Source organism: Lysinibacillus telephonicus (genome assembly GCF_039654155.1).
In the GTDB taxonomy this organism is placed as follows: domain Bacteria; phylum Bacillota; class Bacilli; order Bacillales_A; family Planococcaceae; genus Ureibacillus; species Ureibacillus telephonicus.
Genome location: NZ_CP155468.1, coordinates 1,335,149 through 1,352,238 on the forward strand (window position 1 = coordinate 1,335,149; position 17,090 = coordinate 1,352,238).

The window sequence follows — 17,090 nt, forward strand, 5'->3', positions numbered from 1 at the left end:
TAAAGGAGCGCATGTGTATGCCGTTAAGTATATTTGGATTTCAAGCATTATGGAGTCCTTATTTAATCGGAGTAATATTATTTTTAACAGTCCTTTATTTTTTAGTGACAGTCGTGTGGCGAAAAGATTTTAAAACTAGCGAACCTTTAAAAAAGAGTGAAGCAATATATTTTCTATTAGCAATGATATCCCTTTATATTATTAAGGGTTCGCCTATAGATTTGATGTCACATATTATGTTCACTTATCATATGGTGCAAATGGCATTTTTATTATTGTTAGTACCTATTTTACTAATTAAAGGAATTCCTTGGTGGGTTTGGAAAGTCGTTATTGAAGCACCAGTTGTTCGAAATATATTTAAAATTTTTACACAACCCGTAGTTGCTGCTTTTGTATTTGCGATGATGTTTTCTCTATACCATATTCCAGTTTTGTTTGATACGATAAAACTAAATGAAACATTCCACGGTATCTTTTCATTTATATTATTTTTAGCTGCTTTCTTTATGAATTGGCCTTTAGTAAATAAGGTAGAAGGTCAGCCGAAAATGAAAAACCTCTTCAAAATTGGTTATATCATTGCAAATGCCGTATTAATTACACCGGCTTGTGCTTTAATTATTTTTAATCCAGAGCCTATGTATGCAACTTACACAGATGGAGAAGTATGGTTAAAGGCAATGGAGCTATGTGTTCCAAGTTCAACATTATCTGGCTTGACTTTATCAGGACCTGAATTATTTAATAATATGAGCCCTATTGGTGATCAACAATTAGGTGGGGTTCTAATGAAAATAATACAAGAAATAATATTTGCAGTTGTATTATTTAGAGTTTTCCGTGAGTGGTGGAAAGAAGAACATACAGACGAAGAAGCAATTACTGAAAAGGCTTTAAGAGATTTTCAATCAAAAAAACAAAGTGAGCAATACTAATAAATTTTGTACCTAATTACGTTTTGACGTGAGTAGAGATATATACAAGATAGGAGAATGTTAAATGGGAGTACCTCTTCTACCTACGATTAGTACTTCATTCATAGTAATCAGTGCTGTGTTAGTTGCAATCGGATGGGGACTAATTTTTAAAAGAAAAATTGATGCACATAAAAAGGTAATGATCGCTGCTGGAGTTTCAGCTTTAATTTTCTTTATAATTTATGTTTCTAGAACTGTTTTTATTGGTAATACTGCGTTTGGTGGACCGGATGATGTAAAAGGATATTATACATTCTTTTTAATTTTCCACATTATTTTGGCGACTGTAGGAGCAGTTTTTGGGTTAGTAAGTATTATCACAGGATTAAAGACTAAGCTTAGTATTCACCGTAAAATTGGTCCGATTACAAGTATTATTTGGTTTTTTGTAGCAATTACTGGTGTTGCAGTATATTTATTGCTTTATGTAATTTACAAAGGTGGAGAAACTACCTCTGTTATTAAAGCGATTTTAGGTTTTTAAAAAAAAGTTTGTTTTACAAGGGGGTGTCCAAAATTTGGACATCCCCTTGAAGTTTTAGGGAATCTTTAGCTGGGAATGAAGTAGTTGCAAAGGAAGTGGAGTTATTATAAGTCTTTGTTCTATAATTAAAAAGAGCATGACATTCGCCATACCCTTGAAATTGAAATATTAAGCTTCGATACCGAATGCTGCGAAGTCTTTTTTAACGTTTTCTAAAATTTCTTCGCATTCTTTTACTAAATGTACTGGGAATACTTCATCTTCGTCATATTCTACACCGTGTGGATAGTAGTATTTACCAAGAGCAGGTTTGTTGATTTTTAAAACGGCACTTCTATTTCCAACGTCACCAGAAATTGCGCTGCAGAATACGCGTAAATAATAGCGACCTTCGCGTAAATCAAAACGTTTGTCGAAAGTCATGCGATCATAGTCCCATCCACCATGACATTCTAATCCGTTTTTTTCCATAACGCTTACAAGTAATTCTTGTCCAGCAGTTATATTTTCAAGTGTTTTGTTTTCAAAATACATTAAAAAAATCCTCCTTTAGCAAAATCGTACATAAATTATACGCTCAATTTCAATAATAGAGCAAATTAAGTTTTGTTGCAATGGCAACATTGTGTCAACCGATATATAATTGGTATACTAAATATCATTAAAAAAGAAAGGATAGGTGCGCATGAAAACTCTTTTTCGAATCTTAATTGTCCTTTCATTTCTAGCAATTATCTTTTATTATTCGTCAAACTCTGGAGATGAATACGAACCATTAGAAGGACCAAATTCATCTTCTCAAATTATACCGAAGACTGACAGCGAACCGCAAGTTTTACAGGATGCGTTGCCTCGTCCAAAAACGGGATTATCAACCTTTATTGGCAAAAAAAGTGATACTATAATAAAACTATACGGAGAACCGAACCGCTACGATCAAACTGTTTTTGGTTATGAATGGTGGGTTTATAATGAGGATGTTAATAAGTTTGTCATGTTTGGTGTAGAAGATGGCATTATTACGCAAGTGTATACGAGTGGAAAATCTTTAGATGTAACTCCATATAAAATTGGCCAATCACTTAATGACATATATCGAATGACAATAATTGATTCAGAGGTTACAGCAGTTATTGATGATAATATTTACACTTTTACTATGAGTGAAGAAGATATGAATACTAGAATATTAACTAAATTTGAAGATATCTTTGCACAGTTATATATGGATAGTGAAAGTGGATCATTGAGTGGAATAAGATATATTGATAGTAAAACGTTGGTAATGCACCGACCTTATGAAATGTCATTTGTAGGAAAACTTTTAACATCGCCAAGTCCAACTTCTTATTTGATAGAAGAAAGCAATCAGGCAAGTGCAGATCAACTATACGATTTATTAAATCAATTTCGAGAACAAAATGATATTCCCCTAATTGATAACGAACAAGAGATTTCGTTTGTAGCAATGCAGCATAGTGAAGATATGTACAGTCAAAATTATTTATCACATGACTCGCCTACAAATGGTACATTAAAGCAGCGATTGGATGAAGAAGGAATTTTATATGAGGATGCAGAGGAAAACATTGCTACATCATATATTGACTCGATTGAAGCGGCACATGGTTGGTTAAATTCAAGTAATCATAGAGAATATATGCTGGATGAAAAATTTACTACCGTAGGATCCGGTGTCTTTATGAATTATTATACACAAATATTTATACAAAAAAATTTAGAAGAAGAAAATAAAATAACTGAATAATAATGATGTTTAGGAGTATGTTATTAGCTGTTATAAGTTGAAAACATACTCTTTTTGTTTTTTCGTGTTTGAAGAAAGTATCAACTTTAAAAGGCTGCACAGGGCTTGTAGGGCGTTTACACATTTATATTAGCACACACTTTTTTAGTGTCACGAATGAAACCTAGGCATAGAATAGGGAAAAGGAGTGACATCTTGCAACTGGCAGAACTTTTAAAAGATTGGCCATGTACTGTTAAGGGTGGGTCTATAAGAGTTGAAGTGTTTGGAATAGAAGATTATGCCCAAGGAGTTCAAAAAGGCGATTTGTTTGTAGTACGAAAAGGAAGAAAATCTGATGGATTAAAATATATAGATATTGCAATAGAAAATGGGGCAGTTGGGGTAGTTATCGAGGATGAAAAATTACTAGATACATTAAAGTTATCAGTACCGTTAATATGGGTGCCGAATTGCTTAAAATTCATGTCATATAGTGCTGCAAAAATAAATAATTATCCGGCTGAAGCAATGCAAGTAATTGCTATTACTGGTACAAATGGAAAAACAACAGTAAGTCATTTTATCGGTCAGCTACTACATGCACTACATAAAAATGTAATCGTCATTGGAACAAACGGAATATTTATTAATGGTGTTGAAGTGAAATTATCTTATGAACCATTAACTACTTTACAGCCGAAGCATTTACACAAAATATTAAAAATTGCTGTTAATCGTGGTGTTCAATATGTTGTACTTGAAGCTTCATCTATGGGACTTGCAAAACATCGTTTAGATGACTGTTCTATTAATATAGGTGTATTCCTAAATTTAGCAGAGGATCATATTGAAGATCACGGGTCGTATGACAAATATAAAGCAGCTAAACAGCTACTAGCTTCTTTAGCAGATCAGCTTGTCTTAAATGGAGACGATTCCTTCTGCCGGACAGTAGGACTGCAAACGAAAAAGAAAAAGGCATACTTTGGTTTAGGAAATAGGGTTGATTACCAATTACAACTTCTTGCAGAAGGATTAACAACATCAACATGTTGTCTTCAAAGCAATAAAGGGCAAAAGGTGTTCTCCATACCTTTTGTTGGTGAACATCATCTACAAAACGCAATAGCTGCAATTACTACTGTAAGTGAACTTGGCTTTCAAATAGAAGAAATATGTAATGCGGCAGAAACACTTCATTTGCCAAGTGGTCGATTAGAATCTATTAAGAATGATTTAAACTTATCAATTTATATTGATTATGCCCACACAGAAGCAGCATTAAGAGCAGTTTTGCAAACATTAAGAAAAACTGTAAAAGGTGATTTAATCGTTGTATTTAGTTGCGGTGGGGATAGAGATAAGCATAAACGTATTAAAATGGGGGCAGTAGCATCAAAATATGCAGATTTAATTTATTTAACTACAGATAATCCAAGAAGTGAGGACCCTGAAGTGATTAATGCTCAAATAGCTGCTGGTTTTACTGCAAAACAGCAATATGAAATGATTTTAGATAGAGCTCAGGCAATCGAAAGAGCAATTCGTTCTGCCAAAGAGGGAGATACGATATTGATTGCGGGAAAAGGTCATGAAAAAACGCAGACAATTGGGACGGAACAATTCGAATTTTCGGATTACGAATGTGTGAAATCTGTTATAGAAAAGTGTATGAAGGATCGTGTTGAATAGAGTTTATTATAGTAATTGCGTTTATAATATAGGTATTAATTATGAAAAAATTTTTTTAGTAAACAAATAAGTATTCATAATACAAACATTGCTTATTTTCTGCTATGATAATATCAGATTGGAGGAAATATTGATGATTATGACATCAGAATGGGCCTTCATTTTAGATGAAGCAGATGAATTGAGTGCAATGATACTCTCTTCAGAACAAGCTCAAAAATTACGTAATGCATATAATGATGTATATAGTAATGAAAAACTTGTACAGCAAATACAAGCATTTACACGAATGAAAGAACAATATGAGGATGTTCAGCGTTTTGGGAAATATCATCCTGATTATCATAAAATTATGAAAGAAATTCGTCAACAAAAGCGTCAACTTGATTTAAACGAACTTGTAGCGAATTTAAAATTAGCTGAAAATGATTTTCAAGATTTACTAGATGAAATAAGCTTAATTATAGGAAAATCAGTTTCAGAAGCGGTAAAAGTTCCAGTCAGCAATCCTTTTTTTGCATCAGATTCATCATGTGGAACCGGCTGTGGAAGCGGTGGAAGCTGCTCCTGCTCGGCATAAAAAATGCGACTCAATTAAATTTGAGTCGTTTTTTGTTGTTATGGAAATTATTAAAAACGTTTGCGTCCATGTGGCAACGTTCCCGTGATCAACATTGTGTTAGCTCCTTAGTCCTCTCACAAAACCTATACAATTTAAAAAATCCTATAAGCAATTTTCAATTAGTTTTGAAATTTTCCTGTTAAACAATAGAAAAGCAGTAGAGAAAATTAACCTCCACTGCTATTTTCACACTATGATTCTTCTTTTTCTGATTGCAATTGTTGTAGATAAGGAACAATAATATCTGGACGGTCTGTTACAATACCTTGTGCACCATTTTCAATTAAACGCTGTACTGCTTCAGTATCATCTATTACCCAATAATGAACTGGAATATTTAATTTTGATAGGAACGCAATAAATTTTGATGAGTCTAATGAAATAACCCCAGATTTAGTAGGTATTTGGAATACATCAACCTTTGGATGATATAAATGCCCAAATTGACTAGTAAACGCTGTAAATGCCTTTCTTACATCTGCTTCACCCGCACCTAAGGCAACTCGATTTTGTGCATATAAATTAAAACGGTCAACCTGTTCACTGTAAAAGCTTGTAACAACAATACGATTTTCTGCATTGTACTCTTCAATAAGACGCCATAATTTAGATGGCATTAAGCTTCCTTCATACGTATCAGGTCCATCCTTAATATCTATATTAATATATGTGTTTGGGAACCTCTCAAATAATTCTCTTAAAGTTACGACGTCCGCTTTTTGTTCTCTATAAGGAAATTGCCCATCTAAGTCTTCAAAATGATAGCCAAAGTTAAATTGTTTTAATTCATTTAATGTAAAATCTTTTACAAAACCTGCACCATCACTAGTGCGATCAATTGTATCATCATGGAACACAATAATTTCTTCATCTTTTGTTAAGCGAATGTCTACTTCAAAGCCATCGACACCTAAGTCTAATGCTTTTTTAAAAGCAATCATTGTATGTTCAGGTGCTAAGTGTGAGCCACCACGATGTGCGAGAACTATAGGGCGATTGAATTGTAATACATCTTTTATTTCTCTTTTTTGGGGCTTAGAAATAGCTTTACTTCCAGCCCATGCTGCTGCACTTGCTGCTGCAATTGCAAGAGCTACCTTCGTTTTCTTTCCCATTTTTATCCTCCTTATAAATAAAACACAGCAACTTATAATTTAATAGTTTATTGTTATTTTTACTTAAAAATATTCTGAATGAAATATGGAATATTGTAAACTCTATAAGGATGATTATAACGGAAATTCTTGTCTTATGTCAGCTAAACTCTGTTGCTATCAAAATTGACATTATGGTATGCTTTTAAGTAAGAAATGAGGGAATTGAAATGCAAGAACGACAAGGGCTAATCGTTTACGTTCATCAGCTGAAACATGCAAAGGGCTTAAGAAAATATGGGCACGTCCATTATATTTCACGTAAGTTAAAATATGTTGTGATGTACTGTGATCGAGAAGAAATTGAATCGACAAAACTGAAATTACAACGCCTTCCTTTTGTGAAAGACGTTGTAGAGTCATTCCGTCCGTTTTTGAAAACGGAATTTGAAAATGCTAAACCAGACAAAGCGAAAGAATATGACTATAAAGTCGGTTTATAATTTTTGACATTCAATAGCGAGGTTTTATTGCTTTGGTGGAATAAAATGATTCATTCTTAAGATTCCAATTAAATGCTGGTAGTACAGCACTGTTTCAGAATAAATTGAGGAATGCTTTACTTCCATTGGAATTGCTTTTTTACCGATTTCATTTAATGTATCTTCAAAAATAGCAATTCTTTTAGAAGGCTTTTCAATATTATATGGTATGCCTTCACGGCAAATATAGATTGGCATAAAATTGCTTTCGCCTACCGCTTTAAAAGCAACAGCCAGTGAAGCAACTTTTTTGTCCCCTTTATCTGAAATAAAAATAAATGCATTATGGAATCTTTTTTCATTTGTTTTAATAAGTTCGCAAAGTTCATAAACATCGCCGTAACCTTGTCCGAGCTCAATAAATTGTTGAATCAAATTTCATACATCCTTTCTTCGGCAGATAAGTGAGGATAAAACTTTCCTATCTGCATAAGTGCAACTAGAGCTAATCGAAAAAAGCTTGCCGATTAGCCAAGTTTTCTAATAATAATAGTATCATGATGCAGGGGGTAAGGCACATGAAATATGCAATAAGTTTTTTTGGACTTCTTATTTTAATCATTAGTGGAGTACTATTCTTTCAGTACCAGGTATATTCGGACAAGCTTGAAGCTGGTGAAGGTGACTTTTATTATACTCAGGAAATTGAAATTACGTATCGCAGTAACAGCTTAGATATAAGACAGCATTTTAAAAATTTGCCGAACCAAACGATTGATATTGTTTGGCCAAAAAATGCCGAAAGTCCCGATTGTTCTATTGAATCCGAAACTAGCTGCAGCCGATTAAGTGAAGATAAGTCAAAATTTGAAAAGGGAGACGCTTTAAGTCAATCTCTATCATACATAATCCCTTTAGACGGTGGTTTAAAATCAAAGCAATTAATAAAAGATATTTTTGTAGGACTGTCTAATGGAAAAGTTTCATATTCAACAGTACATATTTCCACTGATAGTGAAATTTTAGGTCAATGGATAACAGGTTTACCTTTGATTGGTCAACAGCAATTATCGCTTGTAAATTATGCCCTGTTTAGTGGAGCAGGTCCTGTTTCAGAAGTTTATTGGCAGGATGGAAATATAAAGCTTCAAAAATCTACTGATAACTTATCAATATTTTCTAAGTCTGCATTATCAAATGAACTTTTAAAGGGATTAGAAAATTTACATTTCCTAAATGATAAGCATATCGCAATCGTTCAGGGGCAGAATCTGTCTTCACAGCAAGGAAAGCGTATTTTATTTTTAGGAGATTTAACGATTGATTCTATAGAAAAAAATGTAATTGTTAGCCAAGCAAAATCTCTATATGATTTTGGCGACAGCCCGAAATGGCTAAGCCAGGTTGTTGCTTCATTTATTACAGATTCTGAGATTGGCGGAAAGAAATCTACAGAAATAGTAGATACCTTAAAAAATCAAATGACTGACGAACAGTTAAAAGAGTGGGTTGAGCGTTTAGAAAAATTAAAAGGTGAAAAAGTTTCTCCTAAAATTCTAGATGAAGGATTATCAGAAGTTTTTGGCCATCATACACAGTACTTATCATTAAACGCTTCAATAGAAGGTATTTTTCCATTTTTATTTAATGATAATCGGGGTGTTTATGTAGGTACAGATCAAATTGATAATGTAAAAGTAGTTTTTAAAGACGGTTTTGTTTACTATACAGCCGATCCATTATTAAAGCATTTAGGATATGAAGTATCGGTTGGGAAAAATGGGTATTATGTACGTAATGAAGCTAGTAATTTCCGATTCCCAAAAGACTACGGATTTTATGTTTATAATGAAACACGCTATAATACTGTTTCAGAGCCAGTTATTGAAATTGCAGGAAGCCATTACGTAGAAGAAACGTGGCTGCAACGACTATTTGCAGTAGAAATTGATAAAAGTGATAATGCAATTTCAATTAAACCTACAGCAACTTTACAACAATAGAAAGCTTGGTGAGTATATGAGAGTTGTAGCAGGTGAAAGAAAGGGAATGCCTTTAAAAGCGATTACAGGGACTACAACTAGACCTACAACTGATAAAGTAAAAGAATCAATTTTTAATATGATTGGCCCCTATTTTGATGGGGGGACTGTACTTGATTTATTTGCGGGTAGTGGAGGTTTAGGGATAGAAGCTTTAAGTCGAGGCGTTCAAAGAGCAATCTTTGTTGAAAAGGATGGACGTGCTTATCAAACACTGCAGGAAAATATAAAAAAATGCCGTTATGAGGATGTTGCTGAAACTTTTAAAACTGATGCAACACGCGCGGTAAAAGGTCTAATAAAACGAGATATACAAATAGATTACCTTTTTTTAGACCCCCCATATCGTAAAATTGAGTATTATGATCTTATTTTAACATTAATAGATGGTGGAAAGCTTTCTGAAAATGCCGTAATTGTTTGTGAACATGCTGCAGAAGTTAGCTTGCCTTCGACTTATGGCCCCTATACTTTAACACGACAAGAAAGTTACGGGGGTACAATTATTTCTATATATCGTTGACTTTAAAGACGATTGATAAAGGGAAGAGGGAGAAATCGTTGTCTGAAAAAATAGCAGTAGTACCAGGAAGCTTTGATCCTATAACAAACGGCCATTTAGATATTATAAAGCGTGCAGCAGATGTTTTTGATATTGTATATGTAGCTGTTTTAAATAATTCTTCAAAAAAGCCGCTCTTTACAATTGATGAACGTATGGCTTTAATGGCAGAAGTAACGAAGGATATCCCAAATATTCGTATTGATAGCTCATCTGGTTTATTAATTGATTATGCTCAATCGAAAAATGCAAAAGCAATAGTACGTGGCTTGCGTGCAGTTTCTGATTTTGAATATGAAATGCAAATTACTTCAATGAATCGCTTTTTAGATGAGTCAATTGAAACATTTTTCATTATGACGAAAAATCAATATGCTTTCTTAAGCTCAAGCATCGTAAAAGAGGTAGCGAAATATGGCGGAAGTGTAACTGGTTTAGTACCAAGTGAAGTAGAATCCGCATTACTGGAAAAATTTAAAAAGTAAAAAAGATCGACAAAATCCTTTTAAAGATTTTGTCGATTTTTTTACGTTAAATTAAAACAAGCAAAAGCATCACGGAACTTCAACTTCTTGCTGCAAAGTACTAATATCACAATTTTTTGAAGTCCCCCACTTGTCTGGGCTAAGCAGGTGTTGCCTTCAATATAAAAAAATCAAATAGAACAGTATTGGGATAAAAATAGTATATAAAATTCGCATAAGCATATATGGTTTTAAAGAAATGTTCTCACTTTTAGCAATAACGGCAACTTGCATATGAATACTTAAACTTTGGCTTGTTAAAAAAGTTGCTAAAAGCAATAAAAGAATAGTTGATTGACTTTCAAACAACTGTTGTCCAATTTTTAAACCATTTGTCATTTCCAACATCGCTGCGATGAGCAGCATACCATTATTATGTATGTCTGGAAGAAAGCTTTTTACTGAATGCATAACGACTGTATAGATTGTTGTGAAAAAAATGATTGTCGATCCTACAACTAAAACAGTAGGGATGCTATCTTTAATACTGCTTGTAAAAGGATTTTGTTGTTTCGTTTTTTGAGGCTCGGTAATATGAACAGTGTCTATACTTCCTTGACGATAATAATAATAAACACCTGTTAAGATGATAATGGAAACTACATGATATAAAATTAAGAATTGCCAACTAAAACGATTGTCATTTAGTAAATCATTTCCAACGAATCCTAATACGAATAAAGGGCTTGGACTATGACAAATACTTAAAAGGATGTTTGCTTCACGGAGAGAAATTTGATTGCTTTTTTTTAAATAGGCAATCGTTGCAGCGCCTGTTGGAAAACCACCAAGAGCACTGATTCCATATGTTTTAAAGTATAATTTGAATTTTGATAAGGAATTACTTTTGTTCGGTGTCAACCGGATGAACCATTGTGTAAGTATCAGATATGGCAGTAAATATGGAAATAATGCTTCCATAAACAACTCTACACCTAAATCTGTCCCTTCGTGAGCAATACCAGGAAATAATAATAGTAAACAAATTAATGTTAGACAAACGAATAAATATAGTAGTGGAATATGCATCAACTCTTTTCATTGTTTTGTTTTCTGTATAATCAAATGCTAAAATAATATATGCAAACTAAAAAATAAATAGTCTATGAAAGGGTAACTTCAGGAGGTGCTATACATATTGAAGAAGATGCTTTCTTTTATCATCCCACTAGGCATCGTTTTTTTCTTAGCCTTTTATAAGCTTGATTACTATATTATGAAACCTGGGAGCGCCTATGATGTTAGCCAATTTGTAACGGTTGAAGACGGGGATCAAGATGATAAAGGTACCCTCAATCTAATGACTGTTGCCATGGGTACTGCAACTCCTCTTACATATGTCATTGCACATTTTAGAGAGTTTGAAGAAATTATGGAGCTAAAGGATGTTCGTCAAGAAGAGGAAGACGAAACAGAATATAGTATTCGACAATTAAAGCTTATGTCAGACTCACAATTCAATGCGCTTTACGTCGCATTTAAAAAAGCTGGTTTACCATATACGATTGAATACAATGGTGTTACGGTTTTGAATGTTCTTTCAAAGGGAGCAGCGGATGGTCAACTACTGCCTGGCGATAATATTGTTGAGATAGATGGACAGTTAATAGAAAAGGCAGAAGATTTATCCAATATTTTAAATTCGAAAAAAGAACATGATGAAGTAAAGCTAGTTATTAATCGAAATGATGAATTGCTTGATCGTACAATTAGTTTAAAGAAAATTCCCGGCGATGAAAATCATCGAGTCGGCATAGGCATCTCGTATTCTGAAAATAAATCGATTAAAACAGATCCAAGAGTAAAAGTAAAGGCAGAAGATATTGGCGGTCCCTCAGCAGGCTTAATGTTTACATTAGAAATTTTGGATCAAATTCTTGATAAGGATTTAACAAAGGGCTACAATATCGCAGGAACCGGAGAAATGAATGAAGATGGAACAGTTGGTCGAATTGGCGGGATTGAGAAGAAGGTTGTTGCTGCCAATGAAGATCATATAGAAATTTTCTTTGCTCCAGACGATGACATAACAGATGCAATGTTAAAAGTAAATCCAAATGTAAAATCCAACTATGAGGCTGCTGTTGAAACGGCGAAAAAAATAGGAACTAATATGGAAATTGTTCCTGTTAAGACAATTGATGATGCGCTTGAGTATTTGGAGCAATTAGAACCAAAGGAAGACGTCTCATAGTTAATTTCACGGATAATTGAATTCGAACGCAGAAAATACAATCCAGTACCAATCTGGATTGTATTTTTTATAGTTATAGACTTAAGGATAATTTTTAATTGAATTACAAATAAAAATTTTTTTAAAAATTTTGGATTGAGTGAGCGGGCTAAGCACACAAATCGCAGAGCCACGTTGTGTCTTTACGACTTGTCTTTGGGGCCAACAGGACGTTGGTCATGGTGACAAGACATGCGATGTGGCGTTTTTGTCACCTGCTTTGTGTAAGGCCCGCTAACAAATTAGAGCGTGCTTCTTATGATACTAAAATAGTACGCAGCTTACAGTTGTAGGCTGCGTGTTCTAAAATTCGTTCAGCCTACTGGAACGTATTAGGAAATTAACAATTTCAATTGTTCCTCTTATACCTGTATCCTTATAGGCGGGGTGTTGTAGTCTCCGTTTATTTTTTGGTTTGAAGCAAGATTGATGCATTGCGCGTACATATCGGATGCACGGATATCTAACTCTAGCATTGGATCCTTAGTGGATGCTACTCGACTTATTAAAGGTAGCTTGAAATGCTTTTTATTTTCGGATATATACGCTTGACCTTTTGAAGTCATTCCTAGTAAACGTATATAAGTTGGTTCTGAAAATTGATGCAATTGCTCCCTCGTAATACCCGTATAGATATGTGTTACCATTCGTTGAAGCCTAGTCCATGTATAGCGTTTTGATTTTAGGTTCACCATGAATTCAGCAAAAGTATCACTTTTTTTTGCTGCCTTTCTGATAGCAAATTCAATTCCCTCTGTCACATCTGCAAAATGGGTTAATTGCTCCGGCGTATTGCGCAAAATTGCAAAGCGCAGCAGAGGCCAGAGCAATTCCCAGCTTATAAATGTGTTATATTTTGCTTTCCAATCTTCTAACTGCAATAGAGTTGCCGGTGGTACATAAGCAGCTATTTCTTCTATAGCTTGCTGTTCAAATATTGCTTTTCGAATACCAGTGGCACTTGCAATTGTAGAATCAGAATCGATAGAGTCATGATAACCAGCTTGAATTCTTTGAATTGTAACCGGCTTTATAGAAAGTTTTAAGCGGTTGGCTGCTTCAATGTAATGGTATCCTAAAATGTTATTTGGCTGAGATAAATCAATATATTCTCCAGGTTCTTTTTGTTTAAGTTTTTCGTATGCCATATACAAACTTTGGGGATAACTAACACCAGTTGTAACGAATTGTTTGATTAACGTATTATACTCTTCTTTATTTTTTTCCAGCAATGAATAGGTGCTTAAAAATGGCTGTATAGTACCTTGTTCACTTCCAAAAGCAAATGTATCACAATTGATAGCATCTAAAAGCTGTATTGCACCTTGTGAAAAGTGAGTGGCATTGCCTGTACTAAACACGTAAGGAAGCTCTATAACAATATCGATTCCATTTAAAAGTGCCATTTTTGTACGATGCCATTTATCAACTAAAGCAGGTTCGCCCCGTTGTAGAAAGTGCCCACTCATAACGGCAATCGACACATCAGCATTTGTTTGTATTTTTGATTGTTCCATATGATATAGGTGGCCATTATGAAAAGGATTATATTCAACGACAACGCCGACTGCTTTCATTTGTTACACTCCTAGGTAGAAAATTTTTTTATTAAAAGAGCTTGCATTTACTAAAAATTATAGTCCTCAAATGCTTGAGTGACAAGAAAATATCTTGACATCTAAAAATACACATTATATAATCAACATTGTTGTCTCGAGGTGATTAATGAATGAAATGGTCAATTCATCAATTATCAAAGTATCGCCAAAATGGGATGCCGATTGATGCAGAAGTACAATTGGATGATGTAATGAAACGAAATAAAGATATTCGTCATATTTCACCCGTTCATGTAAAAGGACACTGTACTTTCGGTGCATCGCAAATGACATGTCAGTTTACGATGACGGCGACATTAACACTTCCTGAATCTAGGACTTGGGAAGATGTTGAATATCCAATAAAAGTCGATGCAGTTGAAATATTCAGCTGGGTTGATCAAGAACACCGTGGTAATGACGATGAAGATATCCATTATATTGATGGTGAAGTAATCGACTTAAAACCGGTTTTAGAGGAGCTTGTACTTCTTGAAGTGCCAATGCAAGTATTTAAAGAAAATACTGAAGGGCAGGTACACGGTGGTAAAGGTTGGAGCTATTCAACAGAAGAAGATGTCCGACGTCAAAAGGAAAATGACGAACCAAAAGTGGATCCAAGACTGGCTGATTTAGCTAAGTATTTTGATCAAACAGATGAATAGATAATCTGTAAGGAGGTGCCAATAATGGCTGTACCATTTAGAAGAACTTCTAAAACTGCTAAAAGAAAGCGTCGTACGCATTTCAAATTATCTGTACCTGGTATGGTAGCTTGCCCAAACTGTGGAGAAGCAACTTTAGCTCACCACGTATGTAAAGCTTGTGGACACTACAAAGGTAAAGAAGTAGTAAGCAAATAATAAAGCGAAAGCACGTAAGGTATAAGTGTTAAAAAACCTAATAAAATGTATTTTACATAAGTAAGAGGTTTACTAATCTTATAATATGAACGTGCAGCGCAAAATATCAGCAGTGCGTATTCCGAAATTCACACTGCAAGCTCTTTTAGGCTATTAGAGAGGCCATGGCTCTCTAATAGCCTTTTTAATTTTGAGCAAAATAATAGAAACAATTTTCTAATTCTTTATAAACGCAACTTGTAAAAATAGATTTAGTCATTTACTATTTAAATCAAAGTCTTACGTTATGTTGAAATAATGAGCATTTAAAGGGGATGTAAAGTTTGGCTTATAAAATTGAAAATGACAATGGGGTTTGTATATTTACGATTAATCGGGAAGAAAAACGAAATGCTGTGAATGATGAAGTCATGAACGGATTAAGAGAAGTTATTTCATATATAAAAGAAAATAAATCGATAAGTTTTTTAGTAATTACCGGGTCTGGAGAAAAAGCCTTTTGTTCAGGTGGCGATTTATCTGAATTTCATAGTTTGAAAACTGAGGAACAGGCTTTTGGCATGTTAAGTAAAATGGGTAATATTATGTATGACTTGGCAACATTACGTGTACCAACAATTGCGTTAATTAACGGAGCTGCAGTTGGGGGTGGCTGCGAGATTGCGACAGCTTGCGACTTTAGATTAGTCGCTAGTCATGCAAAATGTGGTTTTATACAAGGCACCCTTTCTATTACTACGGGCTGGGGTGGAGGAACGTATCTATTTGAAAGAGGATTGAGGCATGATAGAGCGCTAAAAATGCTAGTTGATGCGAAAAGCTATGATGCAAATCTTTTATATGAAATTGGTTGGGCAATGCGTATTTTTGAAGGATCAAAAGAACAAGCACTAGATGAATTTATTTTAGAAATGAGGAAAATTCACCCTTCTGTACATCAAGCGTATAAAGAAATAGAGTTGCGAAAATGGAAGGAAAGAAATATGTATGAACGTGTAATGGAAGAGATCCGTCTATGTGCAAAACTATGGGAAAGTGATGCGCATAATGAAGCAGTATACCGATTTTTAAATAAATCAAAATAGAGACTATGGTTTTAAAAAAGATATGATATATCGCTTGTGCTAATCACAGCCATCATATGCAATCTAAAATCAACGAGAAAACCGAAAAATTGATTCTTACACTTTGAGAGCAGCATAAAAGGTGAGAACAACGTATTTTTTGGCTATTATAAAAAACTTCTTAACATATGCTTAAAAAATATTGAAGGTGTCCCATTATTTCCCTTATTAATAATTGAAACGTCTCTTTTGAGGCGTTTTTTTCTTTTGTTATAAACCATATGGAAGTAGAAAGAATTTTAATATGTCGCAACCTATTTTTTCTATCGAATGCTATTCTATTTATTCTATTTGTCAGCATATAGTAGTAAAAAATGTGAGGTGATAGAAATGGATGGAAAAAGACGTAAAGATCAATGGACAGCCGATGATGATGAGAAATTAGCAGAAATTGTTATTCAAGCTGTTCAAAATGGTAAAACGCAACTAGAGGCTTTTTCTGAAGCGGCAGCAGTTTTAAATCGTACAAAGCAAGCGTGTGGTTTCCGTTGGAATAAAACATTGCGCGGTCAATATGGCCAAATGCTAAACAGTGTGCGAAAACGTCCAAAGCAATTAATGCGCAGTCATTTAAAGCTAGCGCTTAATAGTTTTGATGAATTAACTGAAGCATATAACGAGCTAGAAATAAAATATAGAGAATTGCAGACAGAACACGAAAAAATAATTAAATGGCTCCAACAAGGCGCAAATTTTATTGAACATCAAAAATAATAAGATCATTTCATCATTAAACATAAATGAACTAAAGAGATTCACTTAAAGAACATCTTCCATTTGAGGAAAGGGGAGTCATTTATGGTGGAATTGAAGGCGCAAATGGCCGGAATTGTATATGAGTTACTAGTAAAGGAAGGACAACAAGTAACTGCTGGTCAAACGGTCATTATCATTGAATCTATGAAAATGGAGATTCCATTTGAAGCAGAGGCTGATGGAACTGTTATTAAAATTAACGTAGCTGAAGGAGATTTTGTCAACGAAGAGGATGTACTAATCACAATTGCATAATGGAAGAGCCGCACAAAGGGGAGTGTTAG

Annotated in this window: 20 protein-coding genes; 15 read left to right on the forward strand and 5 right to left on the reverse strand. The window is 34.1% G+C overall.

Going from position 1 to position 17,090, the window contains the following annotated elements; all coding sequences use genetic code 11:
• Positions 1–17: 17 nt before the first annotated feature.
• Positions 18–938: a cytochrome c oxidase assembly factor CtaG gene (gene ctaG / locus MKY04_RS06310; protein ID WP_126292898.1), complete on the forward strand. Its 921-nt coding sequence runs from the start codon at positions 18–20 to the stop codon at positions 936–938.
• Between the two features lie 64 nt (positions 939–1,002).
• Positions 1,003–1,464, forward strand: a complete 462-nt coding sequence (locus MKY04_RS06315) for a DUF420 domain-containing protein (RefSeq protein ID WP_126292897.1) — start codon at positions 1,003–1,005, stop codon at positions 1,462–1,464.
• Positions 1,465–1,632: 168 nt separating this feature from the next.
• Here MKY04_RS06315 and MKY04_RS06320 read toward each other — a convergent pair whose 3' ends face one another.
• Positions 1,633–1,998 (reverse strand): YugN family protein, encoded by a 366-nt coding sequence (locus tag MKY04_RS06320; protein ID WP_126292896.1) that lies wholly within the window; start codon positions 1,996–1,998, stop codon positions 1,633–1,635.
• A 151-nt stretch (positions 1,999–2,149) separates the two neighbouring features.
• On the opposite strand from MKY04_RS06320, the gene MKY04_RS06325 reads away from it, so the two are divergent.
• The 3 genes from MKY04_RS06325 to MKY04_RS06335 all read left to right on the forward strand — a co-directional run bounded on the left by MKY04_RS06325 (position 2,150) and on the right by MKY04_RS06335 (position 5,486).
• Positions 2,150–3,232: a CAP domain-containing protein gene (locus tag MKY04_RS06325; RefSeq protein ID WP_126292895.1), complete on the forward strand. Its 1,083-nt coding sequence runs from the start codon at positions 2,150–2,152 to the stop codon at positions 3,230–3,232.
• 195 nt (positions 3,233–3,427) lie between these two features.
• Complete coding sequence (locus MKY04_RS06330) at positions 3,428–4,906, forward strand: UDP-N-acetylmuramoyl-L-alanyl-D-glutamate--2,6-diaminopimelate ligase (RefSeq protein WP_126292894.1); 1,479 nt, start codon at positions 3,428–3,430, stop codon at positions 4,904–4,906.
• A gap of 133 nt (positions 4,907–5,039) precedes the next feature.
• Positions 5,040–5,486, forward strand: coding sequence for a YlbF family regulator (locus MKY04_RS06335; RefSeq protein WP_126292893.1), 447 nt, complete (start codon positions 5,040–5,042; stop codon positions 5,484–5,486).
• Positions 5,487–5,719: 233 nt separating this feature from the next.
• Here MKY04_RS06335 and MKY04_RS06340 read toward each other — a convergent pair whose 3' ends face one another.
• A complete protein-coding gene (locus MKY04_RS06340; RefSeq protein ID WP_126292892.1) occupies positions 5,720–6,643 on the reverse strand; it encodes a glycerophosphodiester phosphodiesterase in 924 nt (307 codons plus the stop codon).
• Positions 6,644–6,852: 209 nt separating this feature from the next.
• On the opposite strand from MKY04_RS06340, the gene MKY04_RS06345 reads away from it, so the two are divergent.
• On the forward strand, positions 6,853–7,125 hold the full coding sequence (locus MKY04_RS06345) for a YlbG family protein (protein ID WP_126292891.1): 273 nt from the start codon (positions 6,853–6,855) through the stop codon (positions 7,123–7,125).
• A 24-nt stretch (positions 7,126–7,149) separates the two neighbouring features.
• On the opposite strand, the gene MKY04_RS06350 is transcribed toward MKY04_RS06345, so the two are convergent.
• On the reverse strand, positions 7,150–7,539 hold the full coding sequence (locus tag MKY04_RS06350; RefSeq protein ID WP_126292890.1) for a DUF7147 family protein: 390 nt from the start codon (positions 7,537–7,539) through the stop codon (positions 7,150–7,152).
• A gap of 143 nt (positions 7,540–7,682) precedes the next feature.
• On the opposite strand from MKY04_RS06350, the gene MKY04_RS06355 reads away from it, so the two are divergent.
• Genes MKY04_RS06355 through coaD form a run of 3 tightly spaced genes read left to right on the forward strand, consistent with a single transcriptional unit; the run spans position 7,683 to position 10,193 of the window.
• Positions 7,683–9,107 (forward strand): RNA polymerase II, encoded by a 1,425-nt coding sequence (locus MKY04_RS06355; protein WP_126292889.1) that lies wholly within the window; start codon positions 7,683–7,685, stop codon positions 9,105–9,107.
• Between the two features lie 16 nt (positions 9,108–9,123).
• Positions 9,124–9,669 (forward strand): 16S rRNA (guanine(966)-N(2))-methyltransferase RsmD, encoded by a 546-nt coding sequence (gene rsmD / locus MKY04_RS06360; RefSeq protein WP_126292934.1) that lies wholly within the window; start codon positions 9,124–9,126, stop codon positions 9,667–9,669.
• A 38-nt stretch (positions 9,670–9,707) separates the two neighbouring features.
• The gene (coaD, locus tag MKY04_RS06365; RefSeq protein WP_126292888.1) at positions 9,708–10,193 is read left to right on the forward strand and encodes a pantetheine-phosphate adenylyltransferase; all 486 of its coding nucleotides are present in this window, start codon (positions 9,708–9,710) and stop codon (positions 10,191–10,193) included.
• 156 nt (positions 10,194–10,349) lie between these two features.
• Here the strand turns inward: coaD and MKY04_RS06370 are convergent, their stop codons facing one another.
• Positions 10,350–11,153, reverse strand: coding sequence for a hypothetical protein (locus MKY04_RS06370; RefSeq protein WP_346235532.1), 804 nt, complete (start codon positions 11,151–11,153; stop codon positions 10,350–10,352).
• 226 nt (positions 11,154–11,379) lie between these two features.
• Between MKY04_RS06370 and MKY04_RS06375 the strand changes: the two genes are divergently transcribed.
• The gene (locus tag MKY04_RS06375) at positions 11,380–12,426 is read left to right on the forward strand and encodes a SepM family pheromone-processing serine protease (protein WP_246020153.1); all 1,047 of its coding nucleotides are present in this window, start codon (positions 11,380–11,382) and stop codon (positions 12,424–12,426) included.
• 401 nt (positions 12,427–12,827) lie between these two features.
• On the opposite strand, the gene MKY04_RS06380 is transcribed toward MKY04_RS06375, so the two are convergent.
• On the reverse strand, positions 12,828–14,042 hold the full coding sequence (locus MKY04_RS06380) for a nucleotidyltransferase (RefSeq protein ID WP_346235533.1): 1,215 nt from the start codon (positions 14,040–14,042) through the stop codon (positions 12,828–12,830).
• A 152-nt stretch (positions 14,043–14,194) separates the two neighbouring features.
• Here MKY04_RS06380 and MKY04_RS06385 point away from each other — a divergent pair, with 152 nt between their 5' ends.
• The 5 genes from MKY04_RS06385 to MKY04_RS06405 all read left to right on the forward strand — a co-directional run bounded on the left by MKY04_RS06385 (position 14,195) and on the right by MKY04_RS06405 (position 17,061).
• Positions 14,195–14,728 (forward strand): YceD family protein, encoded by a 534-nt coding sequence (locus tag MKY04_RS06385; protein WP_346235534.1) that lies wholly within the window; start codon positions 14,195–14,197, stop codon positions 14,726–14,728.
• Positions 14,729–14,752: 24 nt separating this feature from the next.
• A complete protein-coding gene (gene rpmF / locus MKY04_RS06390) occupies positions 14,753–14,926 on the forward strand; it encodes a 50S ribosomal protein L32 (RefSeq protein ID WP_036202717.1) in 174 nt (57 codons plus the stop codon).
• A 323-nt stretch (positions 14,927–15,249) separates the two neighbouring features.
• Positions 15,250–16,011: an enoyl-CoA hydratase/isomerase family protein gene (locus MKY04_RS06395; protein WP_346235535.1), complete on the forward strand. Its 762-nt coding sequence runs from the start codon at positions 15,250–15,252 to the stop codon at positions 16,009–16,011.
• A gap of 369 nt (positions 16,012–16,380) precedes the next feature.
• The gene (locus MKY04_RS06400; RefSeq protein ID WP_126292883.1) at positions 16,381–16,764 is read left to right on the forward strand and encodes a transcriptional regulator; all 384 of its coding nucleotides are present in this window, start codon (positions 16,381–16,383) and stop codon (positions 16,762–16,764) included.
• Between the two features lie 84 nt (positions 16,765–16,848).
• On the forward strand, positions 16,849–17,061 hold the full coding sequence (locus MKY04_RS06405) for an acetyl-CoA carboxylase biotin carboxyl carrier protein subunit (RefSeq protein WP_126292882.1): 213 nt from the start codon (positions 16,849–16,851) through the stop codon (positions 17,059–17,061).
• Positions 17,062–17,090: the final 29 nt, after the last annotated feature.

Bases quoted from the DNA above. Each gene is read 5' to 3' on its own strand.
- ctaG (WP_126292898.1), top strand. From the start codon at position 18: ATGCCGTTAAGTATATTTGGATTTCAAGCATTATGGAGTCCTTATTTA.
- MKY04_RS06315 (WP_126292897.1), top strand. From the start codon at position 1,003: ATGGGAGTACCTCTTCTACCTACGATTAGTACTTCATTCATAGTAATC.
- MKY04_RS06320 (WP_126292896.1), bottom strand. From the start codon at position 1,998: ATGTATTTTGAAAACAAAACACTTGAAAATATAACTGCTGGACAAGAA.
- MKY04_RS06325 (WP_126292895.1), top strand. From the start codon at position 2,150: ATGAAAACTCTTTTTCGAATCTTAATTGTCCTTTCATTTCTAGCAATT.
- MKY04_RS06335 (WP_126292893.1), top strand. From the start codon at position 5,040: ATGATTATGACATCAGAATGGGCCTTCATTTTAGATGAAGCAGATGAA.
- MKY04_RS06340 (WP_126292892.1), bottom strand. From the start codon at position 6,643: ATGGGAAAGAAAACGAAGGTAGCTCTTGCAATTGCAGCAGCAAGTGCA.
- MKY04_RS06345 (WP_126292891.1), top strand. From the start codon at position 6,853: ATGCAAGAACGACAAGGGCTAATCGTTTACGTTCATCAGCTGAAACAT.
- MKY04_RS06355 (WP_126292889.1), top strand. From the start codon at position 7,683: ATGAAATATGCAATAAGTTTTTTTGGACTTCTTATTTTAATCATTAGT.
- rsmD (WP_126292934.1), top strand. From the start codon at position 9,124: ATGAGAGTTGTAGCAGGTGAAAGAAAGGGAATGCCTTTAAAAGCGATT.
- MKY04_RS06370 (WP_346235532.1), bottom strand. From the start codon at position 11,153: ATGGAAGCATTATTTCCATATTTACTGCCATATCTGATACTTACACAA.
- MKY04_RS06375 (WP_246020153.1), top strand. From the start codon at position 11,380: ATGCTTTCTTTTATCATCCCACTAGGCATCGTTTTTTTCTTAGCCTTT.
- MKY04_RS06380 (WP_346235533.1), bottom strand. From the start codon at position 14,042: ATGAAAGCAGTCGGCGTTGTCGTTGAATATAATCCTTTTCATAATGGC.
- MKY04_RS06385 (WP_346235534.1), top strand. From the start codon at position 14,195: ATGAAATGGTCAATTCATCAATTATCAAAGTATCGCCAAAATGGGATG.
- rpmF (WP_036202717.1), top strand. From the start codon at position 14,753: ATGGCTGTACCATTTAGAAGAACTTCTAAAACTGCTAAAAGAAAGCGT.
- MKY04_RS06400 (WP_126292883.1), top strand. From the start codon at position 16,381: ATGGATGGAAAAAGACGTAAAGATCAATGGACAGCCGATGATGATGAG.
- MKY04_RS06405 (WP_126292882.1), top strand. From the start codon at position 16,849: ATGGTGGAATTGAAGGCGCAAATGGCCGGAATTGTATATGAGTTACTA.